At 71.6% G+C, this 22,623-nt stretch carries 18 protein-coding genes and 2 tRNA genes; 9 read left to right on the top strand and 11 right to left on the bottom strand.

Annotation, left to right across the window (positions count from 1 at the left end; all coding sequences use genetic code 11):
• The first annotated feature begins 54 nt into the window (after nt 1-54).
• Nucleotides 55-1,221, top strand: coding sequence for a hypothetical protein (locus ACIQFY_RS08220; RefSeq protein WP_326495799.1), 1,167 nt, complete (start codon nt 55-57; stop codon nt 1,219-1,221).
• Nucleotides 1,218-2,930 (top strand): glycosyltransferase, encoded by a 1,713-nt coding sequence (locus tag ACIQFY_RS08215; RefSeq protein WP_400339304.1) that lies wholly within the window; start codon nt 1,218-1,220, stop codon nt 2,928-2,930. The genes ACIQFY_RS08220 and ACIQFY_RS08215 overlap by 4 nt, the downstream gene beginning before the upstream one ends.
• A 23-nt stretch (nt 2,931-2,953) precedes the next feature.
• Here ACIQFY_RS08215 and ACIQFY_RS08210 read toward each other — a convergent pair.
• Nucleotides 2,954-3,027: transfer RNA gene (locus ACIQFY_RS08210), tRNA-Gly, on the bottom strand.
• A 55-nt stretch (nt 3,028-3,082) separates the two neighbouring features.
• Here ACIQFY_RS08210 and ACIQFY_RS08205 point away from each other — a divergent pair.
• The 5 genes from ACIQFY_RS08205 (at nt 3,083) to ACIQFY_RS08185 (ending at nt 6,387) form a co-directional block, all read left to right on the top strand.
• Nucleotides 3,083-3,406: a hypothetical protein gene (locus ACIQFY_RS08205; RefSeq protein ID WP_326495801.1), complete on the top strand. Its 324-nt coding sequence runs from the start codon at nt 3,083-3,085 to the stop codon at nt 3,404-3,406.
• Between the two features lie 53 nt (nt 3,407-3,459).
• Nucleotides 3,460-3,536 (top strand) — tRNA-Pro (locus ACIQFY_RS08200).
• Between the two features lie 36 nt (nt 3,537-3,572).
• Complete coding sequence (gene tig, locus ACIQFY_RS08195) at nt 3,573-4,916, top strand: trigger factor (RefSeq protein WP_066653120.1); 1,344 nt, start codon at nt 3,573-3,575, stop codon at nt 4,914-4,916.
• 158 nt (nt 4,917-5,074) lie between these two features.
• Nucleotides 5,075-5,701 carry an ATP-dependent Clp protease proteolytic subunit gene (locus tag ACIQFY_RS08190; RefSeq protein ID WP_066653123.1) on the top strand — a complete coding sequence of 209 codons (627 nt, stop codon included), beginning with the start codon at nt 5,075-5,077 and terminating at the stop codon, nt 5,699-5,701.
• Between the two features lie 26 nt (nt 5,702-5,727).
• Nucleotides 5,728-6,387, top strand: a complete 660-nt coding sequence (locus tag ACIQFY_RS08185; RefSeq protein WP_066653125.1) for an ATP-dependent Clp protease proteolytic subunit — start codon at nt 5,728-5,730, stop codon at nt 6,385-6,387.
• A 113-nt stretch (nt 6,388-6,500) separates the two neighbouring features.
• Here the strand turns inward: ACIQFY_RS08185 and ACIQFY_RS08180 are convergent, their stop codons facing one another.
• On the bottom strand, nt 6,501-7,115 hold the full coding sequence (locus tag ACIQFY_RS08180) for a copper resistance CopC family protein (RefSeq protein WP_326495802.1): 615 nt from the start codon (nt 7,113-7,115) through the stop codon (nt 6,501-6,503).
• A 65-nt stretch (nt 7,116-7,180) separates the two neighbouring features.
• Nucleotides 7,181-7,903, bottom strand: coding sequence for a YcnI family protein (locus ACIQFY_RS08175; protein WP_251154786.1), 723 nt, complete (start codon nt 7,901-7,903; stop codon nt 7,181-7,183).
• Nucleotides 7,904-8,099: 196 nt separating this feature from the next.
• Between ACIQFY_RS08175 and clpX the strand changes: the two genes are divergently transcribed.
• Nucleotides 8,100-9,380: an ATP-dependent Clp protease ATP-binding subunit ClpX gene (gene clpX, locus ACIQFY_RS08170; RefSeq protein ID WP_326495803.1), complete on the top strand. Its 1,281-nt coding sequence runs from the start codon at nt 8,100-8,102 to the stop codon at nt 9,378-9,380.
• Nucleotides 9,381-9,589: 209 nt separating this feature from the next.
• On the opposite strand, the gene ACIQFY_RS08165 is transcribed toward clpX, so the two are convergent.
• The 4 genes from ACIQFY_RS08165 to valS all read right to left on the bottom strand — a co-directional run bounded on the left by ACIQFY_RS08165 (nt 9,590) and on the right by valS (nt 15,406).
• Nucleotides 9,590-11,617 (bottom strand): M3 family metallopeptidase, encoded by a 2,028-nt coding sequence (locus ACIQFY_RS08165; protein ID WP_400339299.1) that lies wholly within the window; start codon nt 11,615-11,617, stop codon nt 9,590-9,592.
• Nucleotides 11,618-11,756: 139 nt separating this feature from the next.
• Entirely contained in the window at nt 11,757-12,365 is a 609-nt protein-coding gene (locus tag ACIQFY_RS08160; protein WP_271827119.1) for a TetR/AcrR family transcriptional regulator, read from the bottom strand.
• A gap of 116 nt (nt 12,366-12,481) precedes the next feature.
• Nucleotides 12,482-12,733 carry a hypothetical protein gene (locus ACIQFY_RS08155; RefSeq protein WP_066653141.1) on the bottom strand — a complete coding sequence of 84 codons (252 nt, stop codon included), beginning with the start codon at nt 12,731-12,733 and terminating at the stop codon, nt 12,482-12,484.
• 81 nt (nt 12,734-12,814) lie between these two features.
• Nucleotides 12,815-15,406 (bottom strand): valine--tRNA ligase, encoded by a 2,592-nt coding sequence (valS, locus tag ACIQFY_RS08150; RefSeq protein WP_066653142.1) that lies wholly within the window; start codon nt 15,404-15,406, stop codon nt 12,815-12,817.
• 225 nt (nt 15,407-15,631) lie between these two features.
• On the opposite strand from valS, the gene proP reads away from it, so the two are divergent.
• Nucleotides 15,632-17,206, top strand: coding sequence for a glycine betaine/L-proline transporter ProP (proP, locus tag ACIQFY_RS08145; protein ID WP_326495807.1), 1,575 nt, complete (start codon nt 15,632-15,634; stop codon nt 17,204-17,206).
• A 199-nt stretch (nt 17,207-17,405) separates the two neighbouring features.
• Here the strand turns inward: proP and ACIQFY_RS08140 are convergent, their stop codons facing one another.
• The 4 genes from ACIQFY_RS08140 to ACIQFY_RS08125 all read right to left on the bottom strand — a co-directional run bounded on the left by ACIQFY_RS08140 (nt 17,406) and on the right by ACIQFY_RS08125 (nt 22,616).
• Nucleotides 17,406-18,974 (bottom strand): ABC transporter ATP-binding protein, encoded by a 1,569-nt coding sequence (locus tag ACIQFY_RS08140; protein WP_066657929.1) that lies wholly within the window; start codon nt 18,972-18,974, stop codon nt 17,406-17,408.
• 68 nt (nt 18,975-19,042) lie between these two features.
• A complete protein-coding gene (locus ACIQFY_RS08135) occupies nt 19,043-19,912 on the bottom strand; it encodes an ABC transporter permease (RefSeq protein ID WP_271827096.1) in 870 nt (289 codons plus the stop codon).
• Between the two features lie 5 nt (nt 19,913-19,917).
• Nucleotides 19,918-20,988, bottom strand: a complete 1,071-nt coding sequence (locus tag ACIQFY_RS08130) for an ABC transporter permease (RefSeq protein WP_400339294.1) — start codon at nt 20,986-20,988, stop codon at nt 19,918-19,920.
• Nucleotides 20,973-22,616, bottom strand: a complete 1,644-nt coding sequence (locus ACIQFY_RS08125) for an ABC transporter substrate-binding protein (RefSeq protein WP_400339291.1) — start codon at nt 22,614-22,616, stop codon at nt 20,973-20,975. Before ACIQFY_RS08125 ends, ACIQFY_RS08130 begins: the two co-directional genes overlap by 16 nt.
• Between the last annotated feature and the right edge of the window lie 7 nt (nt 22,617-22,623).

Raw genomic sequence — 22,623 nt, 5'->3', positions numbered from 1 at the left:
GGGGTGGAATGGACGGTGCAGGACACCCCTGCGTGCTTCACCCGGAGGAGCCGCATGACCGTCACGCTCTCCCGCCCGCACTCGGCGCCGCCCGGTGCGGTGCCGGCACCCGCACCGCTGCGGCCCCTGCCGTCCGTCGCCGTCCGGTGGCTGCTCCGCGCCGCCTTCGCGCTGCCCTACGTGGCCCTCGCGCTCGTGGCGTCGCGCATCACGACGACGCCGCTCATCGGGCTGACAGGCAACCAGGTGACGCTCGACCGGGCGACGGCCGCGCTCGACGGCGGCGTGGTGCCGGCCATCGGGCAGCTCTGGCCGCTGCTCTCCGGGGTGCTCCTGCGCTTCATGCCCTTCGGTGTGCAGGGTGCCGCGGTGCTCGGCGGGATCGTCGCCGGCGTGCTGCTCCAGCTCCTCGCGCAGGACATGCTGCGCCGCGGCCTGCGCATGCGCGAGGTCGTCGCGTTCACGATCGCGCTCGGCGCCAACCCGCTGTACGCCTTCCTCGCGCTCGACGACCTGCAGGCGTTCCTCGGCATCGCCCTCTTCGCCCTGGCCGTCGTCGACATGGTGCGGTTCTTCGCGTGGGGGGACACGCAGGCGGGGTTCCGCGCCGGCCTCGCGCTGATGCTGTCCACGCTGGTCGACCCGATGGGCTTCGTCTACGTCGGCATCGCGGCGCTCGCCGCCCCGTTGCTCGACCTGGCACGGCACGACCAGCGCGGCATCCGGCGGGCGAACGTGCTCGTCCTGGTGTTCCCGAGCCTCGCCGTCGCGCTCTCGACGGCCGTCCTCGACCTCATGGTGCTCCACGACCCGTTCGCGGCGCTGCGCGGGACGATCAGCGTGTCCGAGGAGCGACTCGACGGCCTGCGCCACCTCTTCGCCTCGGCGGACGGCCTGCTCCTGGTGACGATGCTCGTCGCCGGCGCCACCCTGGCACTGCTCGTCCGCCGGCCCGGCGCGATCGCCCTCGTCGCGGCGCTCTTCGTCGGGACCGTGGGCGGGTACGCGATCGGGCTCGTGCCGGTCGCGACGGCCGGCAACGTCTTCGTCACGATGCTCAGCGTCGCGATCGCGATCCTGCCGCCGGTCGCCGGCCGGGTCACCAGCACCCTGGTCGTCGTCCTCGCCGTCCTGCAGGTCCCGCTCGCGTGGGCCGCGGCCTCCGAACGCCAGGTCGTCGTCGAGTGGATGCACGCCGTCGTGGCGGTGGTGCTCCGGTGACCGCCGTCGGAGCGCGGCCGCCGGTGGACGCCGAGTCGACCGTCGTGGTCGGGGGGACCGGTCGGCACCGCGGCGAGGACGTCGACTGGCGACCGCGGCACCGGTGCTCCGTGCAGCGGCACGTCGAGGAGGGCTGGGTCGCGTCCGCCCGCATCCGCGAGGGCGTCCTCGTCCTGACCAGCGGTCGGTCGGACCCGGACGTCCTCCGCGCGGCGCTCACCGAGGAGTTCGGCGAACCCGTCGTCCTCCGCGGCGCGTCCGAGGCGGACGTCCGGCAGCGCATCGCGTACGAGCTCGAGGAGGAGGTCGCCGACCTCGCCGCCCACGGTCTCGCCCGGACGAACCCGGCGCTGTCCGCACGGACCGTCCTCTCACGAGGACAACGGGTCGGCGGTGCGGTCGCCCTGCTCCTGTTCGCGGTGTGCCTCGTCCTCGCACCGGGCAGCACGGTCGCGATCGCGACGGCGGTGCTCTCCCTGGGGTTCCTGGCCGGGATCCTCTTCAAGTTCTGGGTGTCGATGGTCGGGGCCCGCTTCGACCTGGTCGAGCAGGTCTCGGCCGAGGACGTCGCCGCCCTGGACGACGACGCCCTGCCGACCTACACCGTGCTCGTGCCCGTGTTCCGCGAGGCGAACATCGTGCACGACCTCGTCCGGAACCTCGAGGTGCTCGACTGGCCGAAGGACCGGCTCGAGGTCCTGGTGCTCGTCGAGGCCGAGGACCACGAGACCCGCGAGGCCGTCATCGACGCAGCCCCGCCGGACTGGATGCGCATCGTCATCGTCCCGCCGGGGTCACCCCAGACGAAGCCCCGCGCGTGCAACGTCGGCCTCGCCATCGCGCAGGGGGAGTACGTCGTCATCTACGACGCCGAGGACCGTCCCGACCCCGACCAGCTCAAGAAGGTGTTCCTGACCTTCGACCGCGCCGGGGGCGACACCGTGTGCGTGCAGGCGGCGCTGAGCTACTTCAACGCCGACGAGAACGCGCTCACGCGCATGTTCACGCTCGAGTACTCGTACTGGTTCGACTACATGCTCGCCGGCCTCGACGCGCGACAGCTGCCGATCCCGCTGGGCGGGACGTCGAACCACTTCCGCGCCGAGCTGCTCCGTGAGCTCGGCGGGTGGGACCCCTACAACGTGACCGAGGACGCCGACCTCGGCATCCGCGCGTCCGCCGTCGGGTACCGCGTCGCCGTCGTCAACTCCACGACGATGGAGGAGGCGAACACCTCGATCCCGAACTTCGTCCGGCAGCGCTCCCGGTGGATCAAGGGCTACATGCAGACCGCCCTCGTGCACGCGCGCAGGCCCCGGGCGCTCGTCCGCGAGATCGGCCCGCGTCGCGCGGCCGCGTTCGCCCTGCTCATCGCGGGGACGCCGCTGACGTTCCTCGGGATGCTGCCCGGCGTCCTCGTGACGATCGCGACGCTCGTGCTGCCGGCCGACTGGACCGCGCCGCTGTTCCCGGCGCCGGTGCTGTGGCTCTGCGTGCTCGACTTCCTGCTCGGCAACGCCACGATGATCTACCTGACGATGATGGGACCGTACAAGCGCGGGCGGTTCGACCTGATGGGCTGGGCGCTCCTCAACCCGCTGTACTGGATCCTGCACTCGGTCGCCGCGTACAAGGGCCTGTGGCAGCTGATCACCCGGCCGCACTACTGGGAGAAGACCGAGCACGGCCTGACGAAGACGACCGCCTGATCGCGACGACGGGGACGACGGTGTGGAGGGGATGACGGGAATCGAACCCGCGTGGCCAGTTTGGAAGACTGGGGCTCTACCATTGAGCTACATCCCCGCACTGCGGCACCAGTCCGCAGCGCCACCATCGTAGCGGACGAACGGCCCCCGACATGCCATCGAACGTGCTGCCGCAGCCGGACGGCTCCGACACGCGCCGGATCAAGCGCTCGCGGGTGCTCTCGTTCGTGCTGCTCGCCGTCGCCGCCGTGGTGTTCTCGCTCCGTCCCGAGGCCTTCGGCGACCCGCAGGCCCAGCCCTGGCACGCCCTGCTGCACGTCTGGCGCATCGTCCTCGGCGTCGCGCTCGTGGTCGCCGCGCTCGGGGTGCAGGTCGCCGTCGGGGTGCGGTGGCGACGGGGCCTGCGGCGCAGCGCCGAGCAGGAACCGTCCACACGCGGCACGCCGCCCGGGAACCAGGCAGCGGGGGACCGCTAGACTCGTCGCGGTCGTGCGTGCCCTCGGGCGTGCGCGGTCACCTGGCCCAGTCACGGGGCGTAGCTCAGCTTGGTAGAGCGCCCGCTTTGGGAGCGGGAGGTCGCAGGTTCGAATCCTGTCGCCCCGACCAGGTCCACTCGAACGTCAACCAACAGGAGTACATCCCTTGGCCACCAGCACCGTCGACAAGGTGAGCGACACCCGCGTCAAGCTCACCGTGAACGTGACGCCGGACGATCTCAAGCCGAGCATCGACCACGCCTACAAGCACATCGCCGAGCAGATCAACATCCCCGGCTTCCGCAAGGGCAAGGTCCCGCCGGCGATCGTCGACCAGCGCGTCGGCCGCGGCGAGGTCCTGAACCACGCCGTCGGTGACGCCATCGACACCTTCTACCGCCAGGCGGTGGAGGAGCAGGAGCTGCGCATCCTCGGCCGTGCCGAGGCTGACGTCGCCGAGCTCCCGAACGTCGCGGACTTCTCGGGCGACCTCGTCCTCACCTTCGAGGTCGACGTCCGTCCCGAGTTCGACCTCCCCGCGTACGACCAGTACGAGCTCACGGTCGACGCCGTCGAGGTCTCCGACGACGAGATCGAGGAGGAGCTGCAGAACCTGCGCACCCGCTTCGGCACGCTCGTGACGGTCGACCGCCCGGCCGAGACCGGCGACTTCGCCCAGATCGACCTGACCGCCACCATCGGTGACGACGAGGTCGACTCGGCCACCGGCGTCTCCTACGAGATCGGCTCGGGCGACCTGCTCGAGGGCATCGACGAGGCGCTCGAGTCGCTCACCGCCGGTGAGTCGACCACCTTCGAGTCCACGCTGGTCGGTGGCGACCGCGAGGGCGAGACCGCGCAGATCGCCGTCACCGTCACCGCCGTCAAGGAGCGCGAGCTCCCCGAGGCCGACGACGAGTTCGCCCAGATCGCCAGCCAGTTCGACACCATCGACGAGCTCAAGGCGGACCTGAAGGAGCAGATCGCGAAGTCCAAGACCTTCGGTCAGGGCGCCGCGGCTCGCGACAAGCTCGTCGAGAAGCTCATCGAGGACGTGGACATCCCGATCTCGGAGCAGCTCATCGAGGACGAGGTGCACCGTCACCTCGAGCAGGAGAACCGTCTCGAGGACGAGGAGCACCGCAAGGAGGTCTCCGAGTCCAGCGAGAAGGCCTTCCGCTCGCAGCTGCTCCTCGACGCCATCGCCGAGAAGGAGGAGATCCAGGTCTCCCAGGAGGAACTCACGCAGTACCTCATCCAGGCGGCGTCGCAGTACGGCATGGAGCCGGCCGAGTTCATCAAGGTGATCGACCAGAACGGGCAGATCCCCGGCATGGTCGGCGAGGTCGCCCGCTCGAAGGCGGTCGCGACCGTCCTGTCGAAGGTCACCGTCAAGGACACGAACGGCGACGCCGTCGACCTGTCCGCCTTCACCGCCGGTGTGGCGCAGGAGTCGGCTGACGACGAGTCGGCCGACGCCGACGAGGTCACCGAGGCCGACGCGAAGTAACGCGACGCGCTGACGGACGGGAGGCACGGTGCCAGCTGGCACCGTGCCTCCCGTCCGTCGTCCCGGCACCATCCGACCGCCCAGAGCGAACAGACGCGAAGTGGTGCGTTGCACCCGATAAGTTCGACATCAAGCGACAACTGAACGGGAGCTTTTCCATGGCCGAAGCGACACTGAACCCCAGTGTTTTTGACCGCCTTCTGAGAGACCGGATCGTGTGGCTCGGCTCTGAGGTCCGCGACGACAACTCGAACGAGATCGCAGCGAAGCTGCTGATGCTCGCCGCCGAGGACCCCGAGAAGGACATCTACCTCTACATCAACTCGCCCGGTGGCTCGATCACCGCGGGCATGGCGATCTACGACACGATGCAGTTCGTGCCGAACGACATCGTCACCGTGGGCATCGGCCTCGCCGCCTCGATGGGGCAGTTCCTGCTCTCGTCGGGTACCCCGGGCAAGCGCTACATCACCCCGAACGCCCGCGTGCTCCTGCACCAGCCGTCCGGTGGCTTCGGCGGCACCGCTGCCGACATCCAGACGCAGGCGAAGGTCATCCTCGACATGAAGCAGCGGATGGCGGAGCTCACGGCGGAGCAGACCGGCAAGACGATCGAGCAGGTCCTCAAGGACAACGACCGTGACAACTGGTTCACGGCGCAGGAGGCCCTGGAGTACGGCTTCGTCGACCACCTCCGCGCCTCGTCGGTCGAGGTCGTCGGCGGCGGCGGCACCGTGAGCGACGGCGAGACGCCGACCGCGGCAGCCGAGCCCGAGTCCAACTGACCACCACCGAAGAGAAGGAAACGAGAATGCACCTCCCCATGCTCGGTGGCGCGCAGAACGTCCCGGCTCCGTCCGATCGCTACATCCTCCCCAGCTTCGAGGAGCGCACGGCCTACGGCTTCAAGCGGCAGGACCCGTACGCGAAGCTCTTCGAGGACCGCATCGTGTTCCTCGGCGTCCAGGTGGACGACGCGTCCGCCGACGACGTCATGGCACAGCTGCTCGTGCTCGAGTCGATGGACCCGGACCGCGACATCGTGATGTACATCAACTCGCCCGGTGGCTCGTTCACCGCGATGACGGCGATCTACGACACGATGCAGTACATCCGTCCGCAGATCCAGACGGTCTGCCTCGGCCAGGCCGCTTCGGCCGCGTCGGTGCTCCTCGCCGCGGGGACCCCCGGCAAGCGTCTCGCGCTGCCGAACGCCCGCGTGCTCATCCACCAGCCCGCCGTCCAGCAGGGTGGCGGTCAGGCGTCCGACATCGAGATCCAGGCGGCGGAGATCCTCCGCATGCGCACCTGGCTCGAGGAGACGCTGTCGAAGCACTCGAACCGGACCCCGGAGCAGGTCAACAACGACATCGAGCGCGACAAGATCATGTCCGCCGAAGAGGCACTCGAGTACGGCCTGATCGACCAGGTCCTCACGAGCCGCAAGAACCTGCCGGCGCTCGTGAAGTAGCGCTGCACGCGCGAAGGCCCCGCACCGATCGGTGCGGGGCCTTCGTCGTGTCCGGTGCGGCGTCGGGGGCGCGGATCCGGCCTGGAGGCGCGGTGCCGATCCGGCGGGGCGGTTCAGTCCTCGTCGCGGTCGTCGGTCGCCGGGGCGGCCGGGCGGCGTCGGAGCAGCAGCAGGACCGCCACGACGACGCCGGCGAGGACGATGCCACCGGCGCCGATGAACAGGGCGTCGGTCGCGCTCGAGTCACCGCTGGCACCGGTCGGGGCGTCGGGCGCGCTGGATGCCGAGCCGCCTCCGCTGCCGTCGGCGCAGGTCGCCGGCGTCGCGGTGCCGCGGTCGGGCGTGAAGCCGGCCGGGGCCTTCCAGGTGAAGTCGTACCGGTCGGAGACCGTGTGGCCGTCGGCCGAGACGATCTGCCACTCGACCTCGTACTTCCCGGAGTCGCCGAGGGCGGCCTTCGTCGTCATCGAGGGGCCGTCCACGGAGACGCAGCCGTCCTCGTGGTACCGACCGTCCGGGCCGATGACCCGGAAGGCGAAGCCCGAGTCCGACCCGCCGATCGCCAGGAGCCGGTCGTTCGTCGTGATGTCGAAGCGGTCGGGGAGCTCGGTGAGCGTCCCGCCCACCTTCGGCGTCGACGACACCAGGTAGTTGTGCGCGCTGGCGGGGGCGGCGAGCCCGAGGATCGCACCGCCCGCGACGGCGAGGGTCGCGGCGGTCGCGGCCACGGGCCTCCAGACCGGACGCCGGTCACCCGGGGGCCGACGGGCGCGCGTCGGCCGTGCGGTCCGGGTCACTTCGAGGCGTCCCGGCGGCGCGTGGCGGCGACGGCGACGACCAGGCCGACGGCCCCGACCACCAGGCCGCCGAGGCCGAGGAAGCGACCGACCAAGTCGGGCTGCGCCGCGGTGGTCGTGGTGTCGCTCGCGGTGGCCGTCGTCGCGTCGTCGTCGTCACCGCTCGCCGCGCTGGCGGCGGTCAGGACGATCGACGGCGCGGGGTGCTCCGGCTCGGACTCGCCGCTCTTCTGCACCTGGTCCCAGTCGGTCGACCCCTGCTCGCAGGTCTGCACGACCGGGAAGGCCACGCGGTCGCCCGGCTTGCCGTCGGGCAGCGCGAAGGACAGCGAGAAGGTGTCGCGCTCGTCGGCGGGCAGCGGGGTCTTCGCGGTGTAGGTGACGCTCGTGACGCGCTCGGCGCCGGCCTCGGACTCCTCGTCGCTCGCAGCGCTGCTCGACGGGGCGGTGTAGGGCTCGGTCGCCTTCGTGATCGTCCAGTTCGGGTTGACGGTCGGCGTGACCTCGATGACGGACTCGGGCACCTGGAAGACGAGCTTCGTGGTGGGGGAGCCGTCGCAGCCGTGCGGCACCGAGAACGTCGCGGTCGTGTACGAGTTCGCCGCCGTCGAGGTCGCATCCGCCTCGACGTGTGCGCTCGCGGCGGCCGCGGTGCCGAGGACGATCGCGGCGGTGACGCCGAGGGTTCCGGTGCCGAGGAGGGCGAGGCGCTTCGTCATGGGGTCCTTCCGGTTTTCTACAACTTGTAGAGGAACGTGCCAACGGTACCAGGTGTGCACGCCCTGGGCGAACGCGTGGGGACAGGCCGGACGGCGTCGCCGTGGGTGTCACCGGATGCGGTTAGAGTCGATCACATCGGGCGGGTCACCAGCCTGCATCGCTGAACTGCACCGGTCATCCAAGGAGGGCACCGACATGGCACGCATCGGGGAGAGCGCTGACCTGCTCAAGTGCTCCTTCTGCGGCAAGAGCCAGAAGCAGGTCCAGCAGCTCATCGCCGGGCCGGGGGTGTACATCTGCGACGAGTGCGTCGAGCTGTGCAACGAGATCATCGAGGAGCGCCTCGCCGAAGCGGGTGAGGACACCACGAACGGCGACTTCGAGCTGCCGAAGCCCCGCGAGATCTTCGACTTCCTGCAGGAGTACGTGATCGGCCAGGACCCGGCGAAGCGCGCGCTGGCCGTTGCCGTCTACAACCACTACAAGCGCATCCGCGCACAAGGGCAGATCACCGCTGCCGAGGACCGCGACGACGTCGAGATCGCGAAGTCGAACATCCTGCTCATCGGGCCGACCGGCTGCGGCAAGACCTACCTCGCGCAGACCCTGGCGAAGCGGCTCAACGTGCCGTTCGCCGTCGCCGACGCCACCGCCCTGACCGAGGCCGGGTACGTGGGCGAGGACGTCGAGAACATCCTGCTCAAGCTCATCCAGGCCGCGGACTACGACGTCAAGCGTGCCGAGACGGGCATCATCTACATCGACGAGGTCGACAAGATCGCACGCAAGGCGGAGAACCCGTCGATCACGCGCGACGTCTCCGGCGAGGGCGTGCAGCAGGCGCTGCTCAAGATCCTCGAGGGCACGACCGCGTCGGTCCCGCCGCAGGGCGGTCGGAAGCACCCGCACCAGGAGTTCATCCAGATCGACACGACGAACGTGCTGTTCATCGTGGCGGGGGCGTTCGCGGGACTCGAGGACATCGTGTCGTCGCGCGTCGGCAAGCGCGGGATCGGGTTCGGCGCTCCGCTGCACAGCCCGCTCGACCAGCAGGACCTGTTCGCCGACGTCCTGCCCGAGGACCTGCACAAGTTCGGGCTCATCCCTGAGTTCATCGGTCGTCTGCCCGTCGTCACGACGGTGTCGCAGCTCGACCAGGCGGCGCTCATGCAGATCCTGACCGAGCCGAAGAACGCGCTGGTGAAGCAGTACCAGCGGATGTTCGCGATCGACGGTGTCGAGCTCGACTTCGACCGCGGGGCGCTCGAGGCCATCGCGGACCTCGCGGTGCTGCGCCAGACCGGTGCCCGCGGCCTCCGGGCCATCCTCGAAGAGGTCCTCGGCCCGGTCATGTTCGACGTGCCGTCGGACGACGACGTGGCGCGCGTCGTCATCACCCGCGAGTCCGTGCTCGAGAACGCCGCGCCGACGATCGTGCCGCGTCCCCGGGCGAAGCGCGTGGAGAAGTCCGCGTAGCGTCCGACGCCCGCAGGCCGACGGCCCGGTCCCCGCGTGGGGCTGGGCCGTCGCCGTGAGCGGGAGGGGGCGCGGGTGCGGGAGCGTTCGTGGGAGCGGTGCGCAGGCGGACCGGGGCAGTCCGCGGTGTGACGTGCCGCTGCACAACGGGAAGCACGTCGCGCCGCGGACTTCCGCGGCGCGGCGGCGCGCCGCGGCGCGGCGCCGCGCTACTCGAGCCCGCGACGGCGCAGCAGCGGCCCGACCTCGGCGTCGCGGCCGCGGAACGCACGGTAGGCCTCGAGGGGGTCCTGCGCGCCGCCGACCCCGAGCACGAGCGACGCGAACCGCTGCCCGGCCTCGCGCGAGAGTCCGCCGTGCTCGCGGAACCACTCGACGGTGTCCGCGTCGAGCACCTCGGACCAGATGTACCCGTAGTACCCGGCGTCGTACCCGCCCGAGAACGTGTGCGCGAAGTACGTCGACGAGTACCGCGGCGGCACCGCGGCCACGTCGATGCCCGCGGACGCGAGGGCCTGGCGCTCGAACGCCTCGACGTCGGTCACCTCGGCGGCCTCGGCGGCCGACAGGCGGTGCCACGCCTGGTCGAGCAGCGCCGCGGCGAGGTACTCGGTGGTCGAGAAGCCCTCGTTGAAGCCGGCGGAGTCGCTCAGTCCGAGCACGAGCTCGGGCGGCAGCGGCTCGCCGGTCTCGTGGTGCTTCGCGTAGTTCGCGAGGACCGAGGGCCAGGTCACCCACATCTCGTTGACCTGCGAGGGGAACTCCACGAAGTCCCGTTCGACGTTCGTGCCCGAGAACCGCGGGTAGGTCGTCCTGGCGATGAGCCCGTGCAGCGCGTGCCCGAACTCGTGGAAGAGCGTCTCGACCTCGTCCTGGATCAGCAGCGTGGGAGAGCCGGCGGCGGGCTTCGCCACGTTGAGGTTGTTCACGACGACGGGCAGCGTGCCGAGCAGGTGTGACTGCTCGACGACGGGGTTCATCCAGGCACCGCCACGCTTGCCGTCCCGTGTGTAGAGGTCGAGCAGGTAGAGCCCGACCTCCTCCCCGGAGTCGCCGTGCACCTCGAAGACCCGGACCTCGTCGTTGTAGCCGTGCAGGTCCGAGCGTTCGGTGAACGTCAGTCCGTACAGGGCGCCGGCGGCGTGGAACACCCCGTCGTGCAGGACGCGGTCGGCCTCGAAGTAGGGCCGCAGCGCCGAACTGTCCGCGGCGAACTGCTCGCCGCGCAGGACCTCCGTCGCGTGTGCCCAGTCCCAGGCCTCGACGTCGAAGCCGACCGTGCGGGAGCGGACGGCGCGCTCGTCCTCGGCGTTCGCGGCGGCGGCCGGGACGAGCGAGGAGAGCAGGCCGTCGACCGCCTCGGGCGTCCCCGCGGTCTCGTCGGCCGTCACCACGGCAGCGTGGTTCGGGAAGCCGAGGAGTTCGGCCCGCTCGGCCCGGAGCCGGACGATGCGCAGCAGGACCTCGCGGTTGTCGTGCGCGTTCCCACGTCGCCCCCGCGACAGCGAGGCACGCATGATCCGTTCGCGCAGGCCACGGTCGGTCAGCGAGGCGAGCCACGGGTGACCCGTGTACAGCGGCAGCGTCACGAGCCAGCCGTCGAGGCCGCGGTCCGCTGCGGCTGCGGCGGCGGCCGACTTCGCGCCGTCGTCGAGTCCGGCGAGCTCCTGTTCGTCGGTGACGTGCACGGCGAGGTCGTTCGTGTCCTCGAGCAGGTTGCGCTCGAAGGTCGTGGTGAGCGTCGAGAGTTCCTGGTTGATCGCGGTGAGACGCTCCTTCCCACCGTCGTCGAGGCCGGCTCCCGCGAGCGTCATCTCGGTGTGCACCCGCTCGACGAGTCGACGGTCCTCGTCGGACAGGTCCGCACGCTCGTCGAGCGAGGACCGCACCGCATCGACCCGTGCGTACAGGCGCGCGTCGAGGGTGATCGCGTCGCGGTGGGCGGCGAGGAGCGGCGACTCCTCGGCCTCGAGGTCGTGCAGCTCGGGCGTCGAGTCGGCGGAGGACAGCGTGAAGAAGACGTGCGAGACCCGGGTCAGCAGCTGCCCGGAGCGTTCGAGCGCCACCAGCGTGTTCTCGAACGTCGCTGCACCGGGATCGGCGGCGATGGCCTCGACCTCGGCACGCTGCTCGGCGATGCCGGCGTCGAACGCGGGACGGAAGTGCTCGAGCCGGACGTCGTCGAACGGCGGCAGGGCGTAGGGGAGGGTGCTCGGCTGGTCGAACGGGGTGTCCATGGCCCCACCCTACGGACCGGACCGGACGCCGGTCTGGAGGCACGTGGCGGGCCCGCCCCGCGCCTCCCGGCCGACGTCGGGTCGTGTCGGGCGTCGTGTCGTCGAGCGTCCGGTCGGAGCGTCAGGTCAGCGCGTCGGGTCAGCGCGTCCGGTCGGTCCCCGCACGCATGGCCACGTCGATCAGCGTGGCTGCCGCGCGCCGCGCGTGCCGTGCCGGCGTCGTGTCGCCCGCGATCGCGGCCGTCGTCTGCGCACCCTCGGCGAGGAGTGCGAGCTGGGCGGCGAGCTCCTCGGCCGCGTCGAGGTCCGGCACGGCGGCCGCGGCGAGCCCGGCGACGTACCGCTGGAACGAGTCCTTGTGCTCGCGGGCGATCTCGGCGACCGCGGGGGAGGTCGCACCCAGTTCACCGAAGGCGTTGATGAAGCCGCAGCCGCGGAAGGTGTCGTCGCCGAACCACTGCTCCAGGAAGTCGTACATCGCGAGCAGCCGGTCCCGCGGGGTCCCCGCTGCGGCCACCGCCTGCTCGATGCCCTGCTCCCAGAGGTCGTGCCGCCCGCCGAGCACCGCGGCGACGAGCTGCTCCTTGCCGGGGAACACCGAGTAGAGCTTCTTCAACGAGACGCCGGCGGTCGTCCGGATCTCGTCCATGCCGACCGACTGGAACCCGCGGGCGTAGAAGAGCGCGTCCGCGGCGTCGACGATGCGCTCGCGCACCTGCGGGTCGGTCGTGCTGGCGGTGCCGGACACGGGCATCCCCTTCCTCCGCTGCGGTCCCACTCGTCCCCGTCGCCTCGGGAACGGACGTTCTCCAGTGTAGGCCGCGTCCCCCGGTCCCGGTCGAGCCCGGGATCGGGGGGGACGGCCTAGTCCTCCTCCGGCGCGTCGTCCGGGTTCGTCACCTGCGCACGCCCGGCGGGGTCGAGGTGGATCGACGTGCCGTCGTCGAGCTCGACGATCGGCTTGCCCTCGAGGTACGTCAGCGTCCAGCGCCAGGTCGATGCGTCGACCGACGCCGCCGCCAGCTCCTCCTCGACACCGCGCGCGGCGACGACCATCGCCTCGGGGAGTCGCTCGGGTGGCTGCCCACCCACGTTCCAGCGTGTACCCAACTGCATCCGTGCCTCCAGTGCCGACTCGTACTCGTGCTCGTGACGACGGGCCGGGCCGCACGCGACCCGGCCCGTCGACGGACGACGCTACGCCTGCTGCTCCGCGAGCTCGATCTCGGTCACCGCGAGCTCCTCGCCGTCCGTGAACGACAGGTTCTCGATGCGGCCCACGGCGGCCAGGTCGACCGCCGCGCGCTCGATGAGCGCGCGCTGGTCGGCCGGAGCCGCCACGACGGCACGGGTGACCGGCGTCTTCTGGGACGCCTTGGCGGCGGTCTTCGCACCGCGGATCCCGATCAGCGCCTGGCCGACGGCGGCCAGCAGCCCGGACGGCTCCGCCTGCGTCGGGAGCTCCGCGACCGTGGGCCACGCGGCCGTGTGCACGCTGGTGTCGTGGGTCCAGGCCCACACCTCCTCCGTCGCGAACGGGAGGAACGGTGCCAGCAGACGGAGCAGCGCGTCGATCGCGGCGCGCAGCGCCAGGACCGCACTCGCCTGGGTCTCGTGCGTCGCGTCGGGCGCGGTGCCGTATGCACGCTCCTTGACGAGCTCGAGGTAGTCGTCGCAGAAGGTCCAGAAGAACCGCTCGGTGACCTCCAGCGCACGGGCGTGGTCGAAGCCGTCGAACGCGGCGGTGGCCTGCTCGATCACGGAGCCGAGCTCCGCCAGCACGTCGACGTCGAGGGGCTCGGTGACGGTCGTCGCACCGCTCGGCAGTTCGAAGCCGTAGACGAACTTCGCCGCGTTGAGCACCTTGATCGCCAGCCGGCGACCGACCTTGATCTGCTTCGGGTTCTGCGGGTCGAAGGCCGCGTCGGTGCCGAGCTTCGACGAGGCCGCCCAGTAGCGGACCGCGTCGGCGCCGTGCTGCTCGAGGATCGAGAGCGGCGTGACGACGTTGCCCTTCGACTTCGACATCTTCTTGCGGTCGGGGTCCACGATGAAGCCGGAGATGCTCGCGTGCTTCCACGGCGCGACGTCGGCCTCGAGCTGGCTGCGGAGCGCCGTCGTGAAGAGCCACGTCCGGATGATGTCCTGCGCCTGCGGGCGGACGTCGTACGGGAACACGAGGTCGTAGAGCGCCGGGTCCGTCTCCCACTTGCCCGCGAGCTGCGGGGTGAGGGACGAGGTCGCCCAGGTGTCCATCACGTCGAGTTCGCCCTGGAACCCGCCGGCGACGCCGCGCTGGTCCTCGGCGTACCCGGGCGCCGGCTCGGACGCCGGGTCGACGGGCAGCTGTGCCTCGGTCGGGACGATCGGCTGGTCGAAGACCGGGTTGCCGTCGGCGTCGAGCGGGTACCAGACCGGGATCGGCACGCCGAAGAAGCGCTGGCGCGAGATGAGCCAGTCGCCGGAGAGGCCACCGACCCAGTTGTCGTAGCGGACGCGCATGAAGTCCGGGTGGAAGGCGATCTCCTCGCCGCGCTTCCGCAGGGTCTCCTTGAGCTGCTCGTCGCGCGCGCCGTTGACGATGTACCACTGGCGGGTCGAGACGATCTCGAGCGGCTTGTCGCCCTTCTCGAAGAACTTCACCGGGTGGTTGATCGTCTTCACGTCGCCGACGAGCTCGCCCGACTCGGTGAGCGCGTCCACGAGGACCTTCTTCGCCGAGAAGACGGTCTTGCCGGCCATCTCGGCGTAGAGCTCCCTGCCGCGGGTCGACTCGATCCACGCGGGCTCGTCCGAGCGGACGCGGCCGTCGAAGCCGATGATCGCGCGGTTCGGCAGCTGCAGTTCGCGCCACCACACCACGTCGGTGGTGTCACCGAAGGTGCAGACCATCGCGATGCCCGCGCCCTTGTCCTGCTGCGCCAGGTGGTGCGCGAGGACCGGGACCTCGACGTCGAACAGGGGGGAGCGGACGGTCGTGCCGAACAGGTCCTGGAAGCGCTCGTCGTCCGGGTGCGCGACGAGGGCGACGCAGGCGGGGAGCAGCTCCGGACGGGTGGTCTGGATGACGACGTCCTCGCCGCCGTCGGTGCGGTGGAACGCCAGGCCGTGGTACGCGCCGGGCATCTCCTTGTCCTCGAGCTCGGCCTGCGCGACGGCGGTGCGGAAGGTGACGTCCCAGAGCGTCGGGGCGTCGGCCTGGTAGGCCTCGCCGCGCTCGAGGTTGCGGAGGAACGCACGCTGCGCGCTCGCCCGCGAGGTGTCGTCGATCGTGCGGTACGACTGCGTCCAGTCCACCGACAGGCCGAGCGTGCGGAAGAGGTGCTCGAACTGCTGCTCGTCCTGCACGGTCAGGCGCTCGCACAGCTCGATGAAGTTGCGGCGCGAGATCGGCAGCTGGTCGCCCGCCTTGCTCGACTTGCCGTCGCCGCCCTCGAACGGCGGCACGAAGGCGGGGTCGTAGGGGAGCTGCGGGTCGCACCGGACGCCGTAGTAGTTCTGCACGCGGCGCTCGGTCGGCAGGCCGTTGTCGTCCCAGCCCATCGGGTAGAAGACGTGCTTCCCGCGCATGCGCTCGTACCGGGCCTTGAGGTCGGTGTGCGTGTAGGAGAACACGTGCCCGATGTGCAGCGAACCCGACGCGGTCGGCGGCGGGGTGTCGATCGAGTACACCGCGTCCTTCGTCGCGCTGTCGCGGTCGAAGCGGTAGGTGCCGTCCTGCTCCCAGACCGGACCCCAGACGTCCTCGAGGCCGTCCACCGTGGGCTTGTCGGGCATGGGCTTCGTCATGGCAGGGCCTTTCGATCGATGTGTGCGGCACCGAGTCCGTGGTGAGGTGCCTGAGTGTCGCGCGTACAGTACGCGGTGGCCTCATCGTAGCGGTCCGCCGCGTCGGAGCGCTCCATCTGGTAGGCTGTCGGAGTTTGTCCGGCGAGCGCGGTGTTCGCGAGGACTGCACAGTCGCTCTCCGCCGGATGCCCGAAGGCAAGACACAGCACTACCGGAGGAACGAACTTGGCACCGAACGACGCACACCAGCACGGCGACCGGCCGTTGCGCACGAAGAGCGCAGCGAAGCGTGCACGCCGCAAGCTGACCGAGGACGACGTCACCGTCGTCGAGGAGTCGCTGCTCAAGCGTGCCGTCGCCGCCGCGGCCCTCGGCAACGCGATGGAGTGGTTCGACTTCGGCATCTTCGCGTACCTGACGGTCACGATCTCGAAGGTGTTCCTGCCGGCGGGCGACCCGACGTCGAACCTCGTCGCGACCTTCGGGTTCTTCGCGGCCGCCTTCATCGTCCGCCCGATCGGCGGCGCCGTCTTCGGCCCCATCGGCGACAAGATCGGCCGGCAGAAGGTCCTCGCGCTGACGATGATCCTGATGGCCGCCGGCACGCTCATGATCGGCCTCATCCCGTCGTACGCGACGATCGGCTTCTGGGCCCCCGTGCTGCTCCTCGTCGCCCGCTTCGTGCAGGGCTTCTCGACCGGTGGTGAGTACGGCGGTGCGGCGACCTTCATCGCCGAGTACTCGCCCGACAAGCGCCGCGGGTTCATGGGCTCGTGGCTCGAGTTCGGCACGCTGGCCGGCTACGTGCTCGGCGCGTCGATCGTCACGATCCTGCAGTACGCGATGCCCGAGGACACCCTGCTCAGCTGGGGCTGGCGCATCCCGTTCATGATCGCCGGTCCGCTCGGCCTCATCGGGCTCTACCTCCGCCTGAAGCTCGAGGAGACCCCGGCCTTCCAGAAGCAGCAGGAGCAGGCCGCCGAGCGCGAGTCGCAGAAGACGCCGTTCCTCAAGCTGTTCGCCGAGAACTGGCGCTCGCTCATCATCTGCATCGGCCTGGTCCTCGTGTTCAACGTGACCGACTACATGCTGCTGTCGTACATGCCGACCTACCTCGAGACGAACCTCGGGCAGAACGCCACGTTCGGTCTGATCCTCATCGTCATCGTGATGATCCTGATGATGGTCGTCATCACCTTCGGTGGTCGCCTGTCCGACAAGTTCGGCCGCCGGCCGGTCCTCGCCGCAGGCTGCATCGGCTTCATCGTGCTGTCGTGGCCGGCGCTCAAGCTCGTCCAGACCGGGACCGGTGCCGGGGTCTTCTTCGGCCTGCTGATCCTCGGTCTCGTGCTCGTCACGTTCACGTCCACCATGCCGTCGACGCTCCCCGCGCTGTTCCCGACGATCATCCGCTACGGCGCGCTGGCGATCGCGTTCAACGTGTCCGTCTCGCTCTTCGGTGGCACGACGCCGCTCGCGACGCAGGCGCTCATCGCCGGGGCGAAGGACGCCGGGCTCTCGTGGGCCGAGGACATCCCGGCCTTCTACCTCATGCTCGCGGCCGTGATCGGCCTCGTCGCGGTGTTCTTCACCAAGGAGACGGCTGCGACGCCGCTCATGGGCTCGGGCCCCACGGTCGCCCACGAGGACGAGGTCGCCGACGTCATCAAGGACTACAACGACCCGACCTCGGAGCTCGCGCAGTCCGACTGGGCGAAGGACTTCTCGACGAGCGAGATCCCGATCATCTCGGGGGACACCCCGAAGCCGGGGTCCGACAAGGAGCCCGCAGACTCGTAGCCGCCGCTGTCGGCCGGGAGGCGCGGTGCACGTCCGCCACGGACGCGCACCGTGCCTCCCGGCATTTCCGCTCCGTGGGCGCTCCCCGAGTCTCGGCTCGGCGGACACGTTCGCGACTTCGGTACCGCGAACGTGTCCGCCTGAGCGAGACTCGCCCGCTGGCGCTGCGCCGCTGCGCCGCGGCGCCGGCGCGCAGCGCTCAGGCGCCGCGGGCGAGCCGGGCGGCAGCGTCGACCAGGCGCGCGGTCGCCGGGTGCTCCGGCGCGCCGAGCACGCGCTCCGCGGGGCCCTGCTCGACGACGCGGCCGTCGTGCACCACGAGCACCTCGTCCGCCATCCGTCGGACGGCGCGCAGGTCGTGCGACACGAACACCATCGCCACGCCGGTCTCGTCGCGCAGTCGTTCGAGCAGCGTGAGCACCGCGTCCTGCACGGTCGCGTCGAGTGCCGTCACCGGTTCGTCGAGCACGACCACCTCGGGCGACGTCGCCAGCGCCCGGGCGATCGCCAGTCGTTGCCGCTGGCCGCCGGAGAGCGTGCGCGGGGCGCGTGACCGCAGCTCGGGGTCGAGTCCCACCTGACGGAGTGCGGCGTCGACCGGGTCGGCCAGACCACCCCGCGCCCGCCGCTCCTGCCCGCGGGACAGGGCGTCCGCGAGCACCCGTCCGACGCTCCACCGCTCGTCGAAGGTCGCCCCGGGGTCCTGCACGACGGCCGCCACCCGGTGCCGACGAGCCCGGCGCTCGCGCTCGGGCAGGGGCACCCACGGGTCGCCGTCGAGCGTGACGGTGCCGGCGTCCGGCGTCTCGAGTCCGAGCAGCATCCGCGCCACCGTCGTCTTGCCCGACCCGGAGGCGCCGATCACACCCGTCACGCGACCCGGTCGCACGGTGATCGACACGTCCTGCACGGCGGGCACCCCGTCGAAGGAACGGGTCAGTCCGGAGCCCTCGACGAGCGGGGCCGACGGCGCACCGGGGCCGGGCACCGGTCCCACGGCCCGGCGTGTGTCCGCCCGTGCCGCCCGCACCAGGGCTGCGGTCGCCGGGTGCTGCGGTGCTGCGAAGACCTCGGCGACCGGTCCGTGCTCGACCACCGTCCCCTCGTCGACGACGAGCACCCGGTCCGCCCACCCGGCGACGAGCCCGAGGTCGTGCGTGATGACCAGCAGCCCGGCGCCGCGGTCCTGCACGGCCCGGAGCTGCTCCATCACGGTGACGGCCACGGCGGCGTCGAGGGCGGTCGTCGGTTCGTCCGCCACCACGAGCGCGGGGGAGGCCACGGTCGCCGCCGCGATCAGCGCGCGCTGTCGCATGCCTCCGGAGAGCGTGCCGGAGCGCCGGCCGTCGGTCGCCATCGCGGGGTCGAGCCCCACGCCCGCCAGTGCGGCGCGCACGGCATCGACCCGTTCTGCTGCGCGCAGGTCGGTGTGCAGGCGCAGGGCGTCGGCGACCTCGCGGCCGACGGGGCGGAGGGGGTCGAGTGCGCCGAGGGCCTCCTGGCCGACGTAGCCGACGGTGCTCCCGCGGAGCCGACGCCAGCGCCGCTCTGCGAGCCCGCGCACGTCGGAGCCGACGAGGTCGAGGCGGTCGGCGGTGACCGCGGCACCCGCTGCGGAGAGCCCGAGCACCGCCCGGGCGGTCACGGTCTTGCCGGAGCCGGACGCCCCGACCAGGGCGACGCACTCACCGGCGTCGACGTGCAGGTCGACGCCGTGCACCACCGTCGCGCCGTCGATCGACACCGCGAGCCCGCGGACGTCGAGCACGCGGGTCCCCACCGGCCGTGCTGCACCGGTCCGTCCCGCGACGTCGTCGGGCCCCCGCTCGGAGCCCCTCACCGCACGGCCCCCGTCCGCCGCACCGCACGGCCGAGCACCGTCACCGCGGTCGCCAGCACCACGATGGCGAGGCCCGGGAAGGTGCTCATCCACGGCGCGGTCAGCAGGTAGGTGCGGCCGTCCGCGAGCATCGCACCCCACTCCGGCGCGGGCGGCGGGGTCCCGACCCCGAGGTAGCTGAGCGCCGACGCCCACACGACCGCCTGGCCGACCCCGAGCGTGGCGACGGCGACGACGGGCCAGAGTGCCGCGGGCAGGACGTGCCGGAACACGATCCGGCCGGGGGAGCGGCCCTGCAGCACGGCGGTCTCGACCACCTGCGACGACCGCGCACTCCGGACCAGGCCGCGGACGATCCGGGCGTACCCGGGCGCCGTGGCGAACCCCACCGCCAGGGTCGCGGGCACCGGTCCGGGGCCGGTGACCGCGATGACGACGAGCGCGACGAGCAGCAGCGGCAGCGCGAACGCCACCTCGGTGACCCGGCCGACGACCGCGTCCACGATCCGACCACCGAGTCCGGCGAGCGTGCCGAGCAGGATCCCGGTGAGACCGCCGACGAGCGTCGCGGCGACCCCGACCACGAGTGACGCCCGTGTCCCCGCGACCACGCGCGCGAGCACGTCGCGTCCGGACTCGTCGGTGCCGAAGGGGTGCGCCGGTCCGGGTGGCGTCAGGGCGTCGGCGGGGTGCACCGCGAGCGGGTCGCCGCCGCCGAGCAGCGCCGGCCAGACCGCCGCCAGCACCGCGACCGCGACGACGACCGCCGCGACCGAGCCCGCCGGGCCGAGCGTCCCCCCACGGAACCGCTCGGACCGTCGGGCCCGCCCCTCGGACGCACCGGCCGGGAGGCCCGGGTCGAGCACCCCGCTCACCGTGCGTCCACCCCGCCCTGCGTGCGCACGCGCACTCGCCCCACGCGACCGGCCGGGCGTCGGTCGCGGGTCCGCGGGTCCACCGCCCGCTCGACCAGGTCCGCGACCGCCAGCACGACGACGTACGCCGCGGCGGACACGAGGGCGATCCCGGCCACCAGGGGCATGTCCCGCTGGGTGACCGCGGTGACCAGGGCACGACCGATCCCGGGCAGCGCGAAGACCGACTCGACGACCACGGCACCGGAGACCAGCGAGCCGAAGGCCCACGCGGACAGCGCGATCCCGGGGAGCGCCGCGTGCCGGAGCAGGTGACGACCGAACAGTCCGACGCGGGTCTCCCCGCGGCCGCGGGCTGCGAGGGCGAACGCGGAGCGCTGGGCGTCGACCACGCCGTCGCGGACCGTCTCGGCGAGGTACCCCGCGACCGGCACGGCGACGGTGAGCACGGGCAGGACCCAACCGCGCAGGCTGCCGTCCGACACCGCCGGCACCCACCCGAGTGCGCTCGCGAAGACCACGATGAGCACGCTGCCGAGCCAGAAGTGCGGCACGACGCTCGCCGTCACGGTGATCGCGCCGGTCAGGGCCGCGGCGATCCGCCCGCGCTGCGTCGACCACCACGCGGCGCCGATCGCCAGGACCCAGGCGACGACGAGTCCGGCGACGGCGAGCGTCAGCGTCACGGGGACCTGCTGCGCGAGGAGCTCGGACACGGGCGTGCGGAACGCGTACGAGTCGCCGAGGTGCCCGGTCGCCAGGCGCCCGAGGAACACCGCGTACTGCACGAGCACCGGCCGGTCGAGGCCGTACTCGCGGCGGACCGCCTCGACCGCCTCCGCCGAGGCCTGGGACCCGGGGCCGCCGAGGATCGCCAGCGCCGGGTCACCCGGGATCAACCGGATCGCGACGAAGACGATCGTGGCGACCGCCCAGAGCACCCCGATGCCGCCGGCCGCACGGCGGAGACCCCACAGGACCCACGCCGACCACCCGCGACGGGTGCCGGTGCGTGGCGGACGCGGGGCGGGCCTCCCGGCCGGCTCGCCCGTCAGCGCGCGATCCACGCGGTGCCGAACCACGGGGTGGAGACCGACGTGGTCCCGATGCCGTGGACGGCGGAGCGGTACAGGAAGTGGTTCTGCTGGTCGTAGAGCGGCAGGACGGTGCCGCTCGCCAGGATCCGCTGCTGCGCCTGGCGGTAGAGGTCACCGCGCTCGTCGGCGTCCGACGTGCGTGCCGCCCGCTCCAGCAGGTCGTCGACCGTCGGGTCGTCGAGCTGCGCGAGGTTCGCGAAGTAGCCCGACGGTGCGGGCTCGATGCTCGCGCTGTCGTACAGGATGCGGAGGACGTCCGGGCCGACCTTGGTGTACGGAGCGCTGACGACGTCGTACTCGTTCGCGGCGAGGGCGGCGTACCAGCTGGAGAGGTCGAGCTCCTCGAGCCGCACGTCGAACCCGACTGCCTTCTCGGAGGCCTGGACCTGCTGGAACAGGCTGCGCTCCGCGGGCACCGACTGGTTCGTCGACACGGGGAAGGTGACGGTGAGCCGCTGCCCGTCCTTCTCGCGGACGCCGTCGCTGCCGACCTTCCAACCGGCCTCGTCGAGCAGGCGTCCCGCCGTCTTCGGGGAGTACTCGAACAGCGCCGGATCGGAGTACCCGTCGGGCTCGACGCTCGACAGCACCGAGTACGAGCGCTTCGCGGTGCCGAGGAACAGGCTCTGCAGACCCGGGTCGATCTCGGCGCCGGCGATGAAGGCCTTCCGGACCGCCTCGTCGCGGAACACCCCGTGCCCGGAGTTCAGTTCGAGGCGGTTCGAGGCGCCGGGGCGCGGGGCGTCGAGGTCGCGGATCGCGCCCTTCGTCGAGGCACTCTTGAGCTGGTCGGGCTGGGCGTTGTCGATGACGTCGACCTGACCGGCCTGCAGTGCGGCGTAGCGCGAGGTCGAGTCGGGCAGGAAGCGCCACGTGATGCCGTCGAGGCGGGGCTCCGTCGAGCCGGTGAGCGGCGTGTACCCGTCGTTCTTCGTCAGCGTGATGCGATCGCCCCGCTGCCACTCCGTGACGGTGAACGGGCCCGTGCCGACGGGGGATGCGCAGTTCGTCGCCTGCGGCCGCTGCAGGGCCTTCGGCGACTCCATGCCGACCCAGGGCTGCGAGAACGACTCGAGCAGTGCGCTGTCCGGGCGGCTCAGGGTCAGCGTGACGGTGTGATCGTCGGTCGCCGTGGCCTTCGTGATCGACTGCAGGGCGAGGTAGCCCGTGCTCGACGCCGTCGTCGGGTCCTGCACGTGCTCGATGTTCGCGACGACGGCGGCCGCGTCGAACGGGGTGCCGTCGGAGAACGACACGTCTGTGCGCAGGTCGAGCGTCAGGGTCTTCCCGTCGTCGCTCGTCGCCCACCCGGTCGCGAGGGCCGGCGTCGGCTTCCCCGCCCGGTCGAGCCCGGTGAGCATCTCGATGTACTGCGTCGACAGCAGGGCCTGCGGGTAGTTGCCGCCGACGTGCGGGTCGAGGCAGGTCGGCTCGGCGTCGCCGGAGGCGTACGTGAGCGTCCCGCCGCTGACCGGCGTGCCGGCGTCGGTGGCGGTGCCGCCGCCGGTGCAGGCGGTCAGGGCCAGCAGGACCGCGGTGGCTCCCGCGGCGGTGAGGAGAGCGCGGGTGCGTGATTTCTGTACTCGGTACAAGATCATGGCTGCA

The sequence above is a fragment of the Curtobacterium sp. NPDC092190 genome (assembly GCF_044755625.1).
Lineage (GTDB): Bacteria > Actinomycetota > Actinomycetes > Actinomycetales > Microbacteriaceae > Curtobacterium.
The sequence above is the reverse complement of the archived record's forward strand: the minus strand, read 5'-3'. Positions and strand labels throughout refer to the sequence as shown.

What these genes read in the sequence shown, in the direction of transcription:
- ACIQFY_RS08220 (WP_326495799.1), top strand. Translation starts at nt 55, where the DNA reads ATGACCGTCACGCTCTCCCGCCCGCACTCGGCGCCGCCCGGTGCGGTG.
- ACIQFY_RS08205 (WP_326495801.1), top strand. Translation starts at nt 3,083, where the DNA reads ATGCCATCGAACGTGCTGCCGCAGCCGGACGGCTCCGACACGCGCCGG.
- ACIQFY_RS08190 (WP_066653123.1), top strand. Translation starts at nt 5,075, where the DNA reads ATGGCCGAAGCGACACTGAACCCCAGTGTTTTTGACCGCCTTCTGAGA.
- ACIQFY_RS08185 (WP_066653125.1), top strand. Translation starts at nt 5,728, where the DNA reads ATGCACCTCCCCATGCTCGGTGGCGCGCAGAACGTCCCGGCTCCGTCC.
- ACIQFY_RS08175 (WP_251154786.1), bottom strand. Translation starts at nt 7,903, where the DNA reads ATGACGAAGCGCCTCGCCCTCCTCGGCACCGGAACCCTCGGCGTCACC.
- clpX (WP_326495803.1), top strand. Translation starts at nt 8,100, where the DNA reads ATGGCACGCATCGGGGAGAGCGCTGACCTGCTCAAGTGCTCCTTCTGC.
- ACIQFY_RS08165 (WP_400339299.1), bottom strand. Translation starts at nt 11,617, where the DNA reads ATGGACACCCCGTTCGACCAGCCGAGCACCCTCCCCTACGCCCTGCCG.
- ACIQFY_RS08155 (WP_066653141.1), bottom strand. Translation starts at nt 12,733, where the DNA reads ATGCAGTTGGGTACACGCTGGAACGTGGGTGGGCAGCCACCCGAGCGA.
- valS (WP_066653142.1), bottom strand. Translation starts at nt 15,406, where the DNA reads ATGACGAAGCCCATGCCCGACAAGCCCACGGTGGACGGCCTCGAGGAC.
- ACIQFY_RS08125 (WP_400339291.1), bottom strand. Translation starts at nt 22,616, where the DNA reads ATGATCTTGTACCGAGTACAGAAATCACGCACCCGCGCTCTCCTCACC.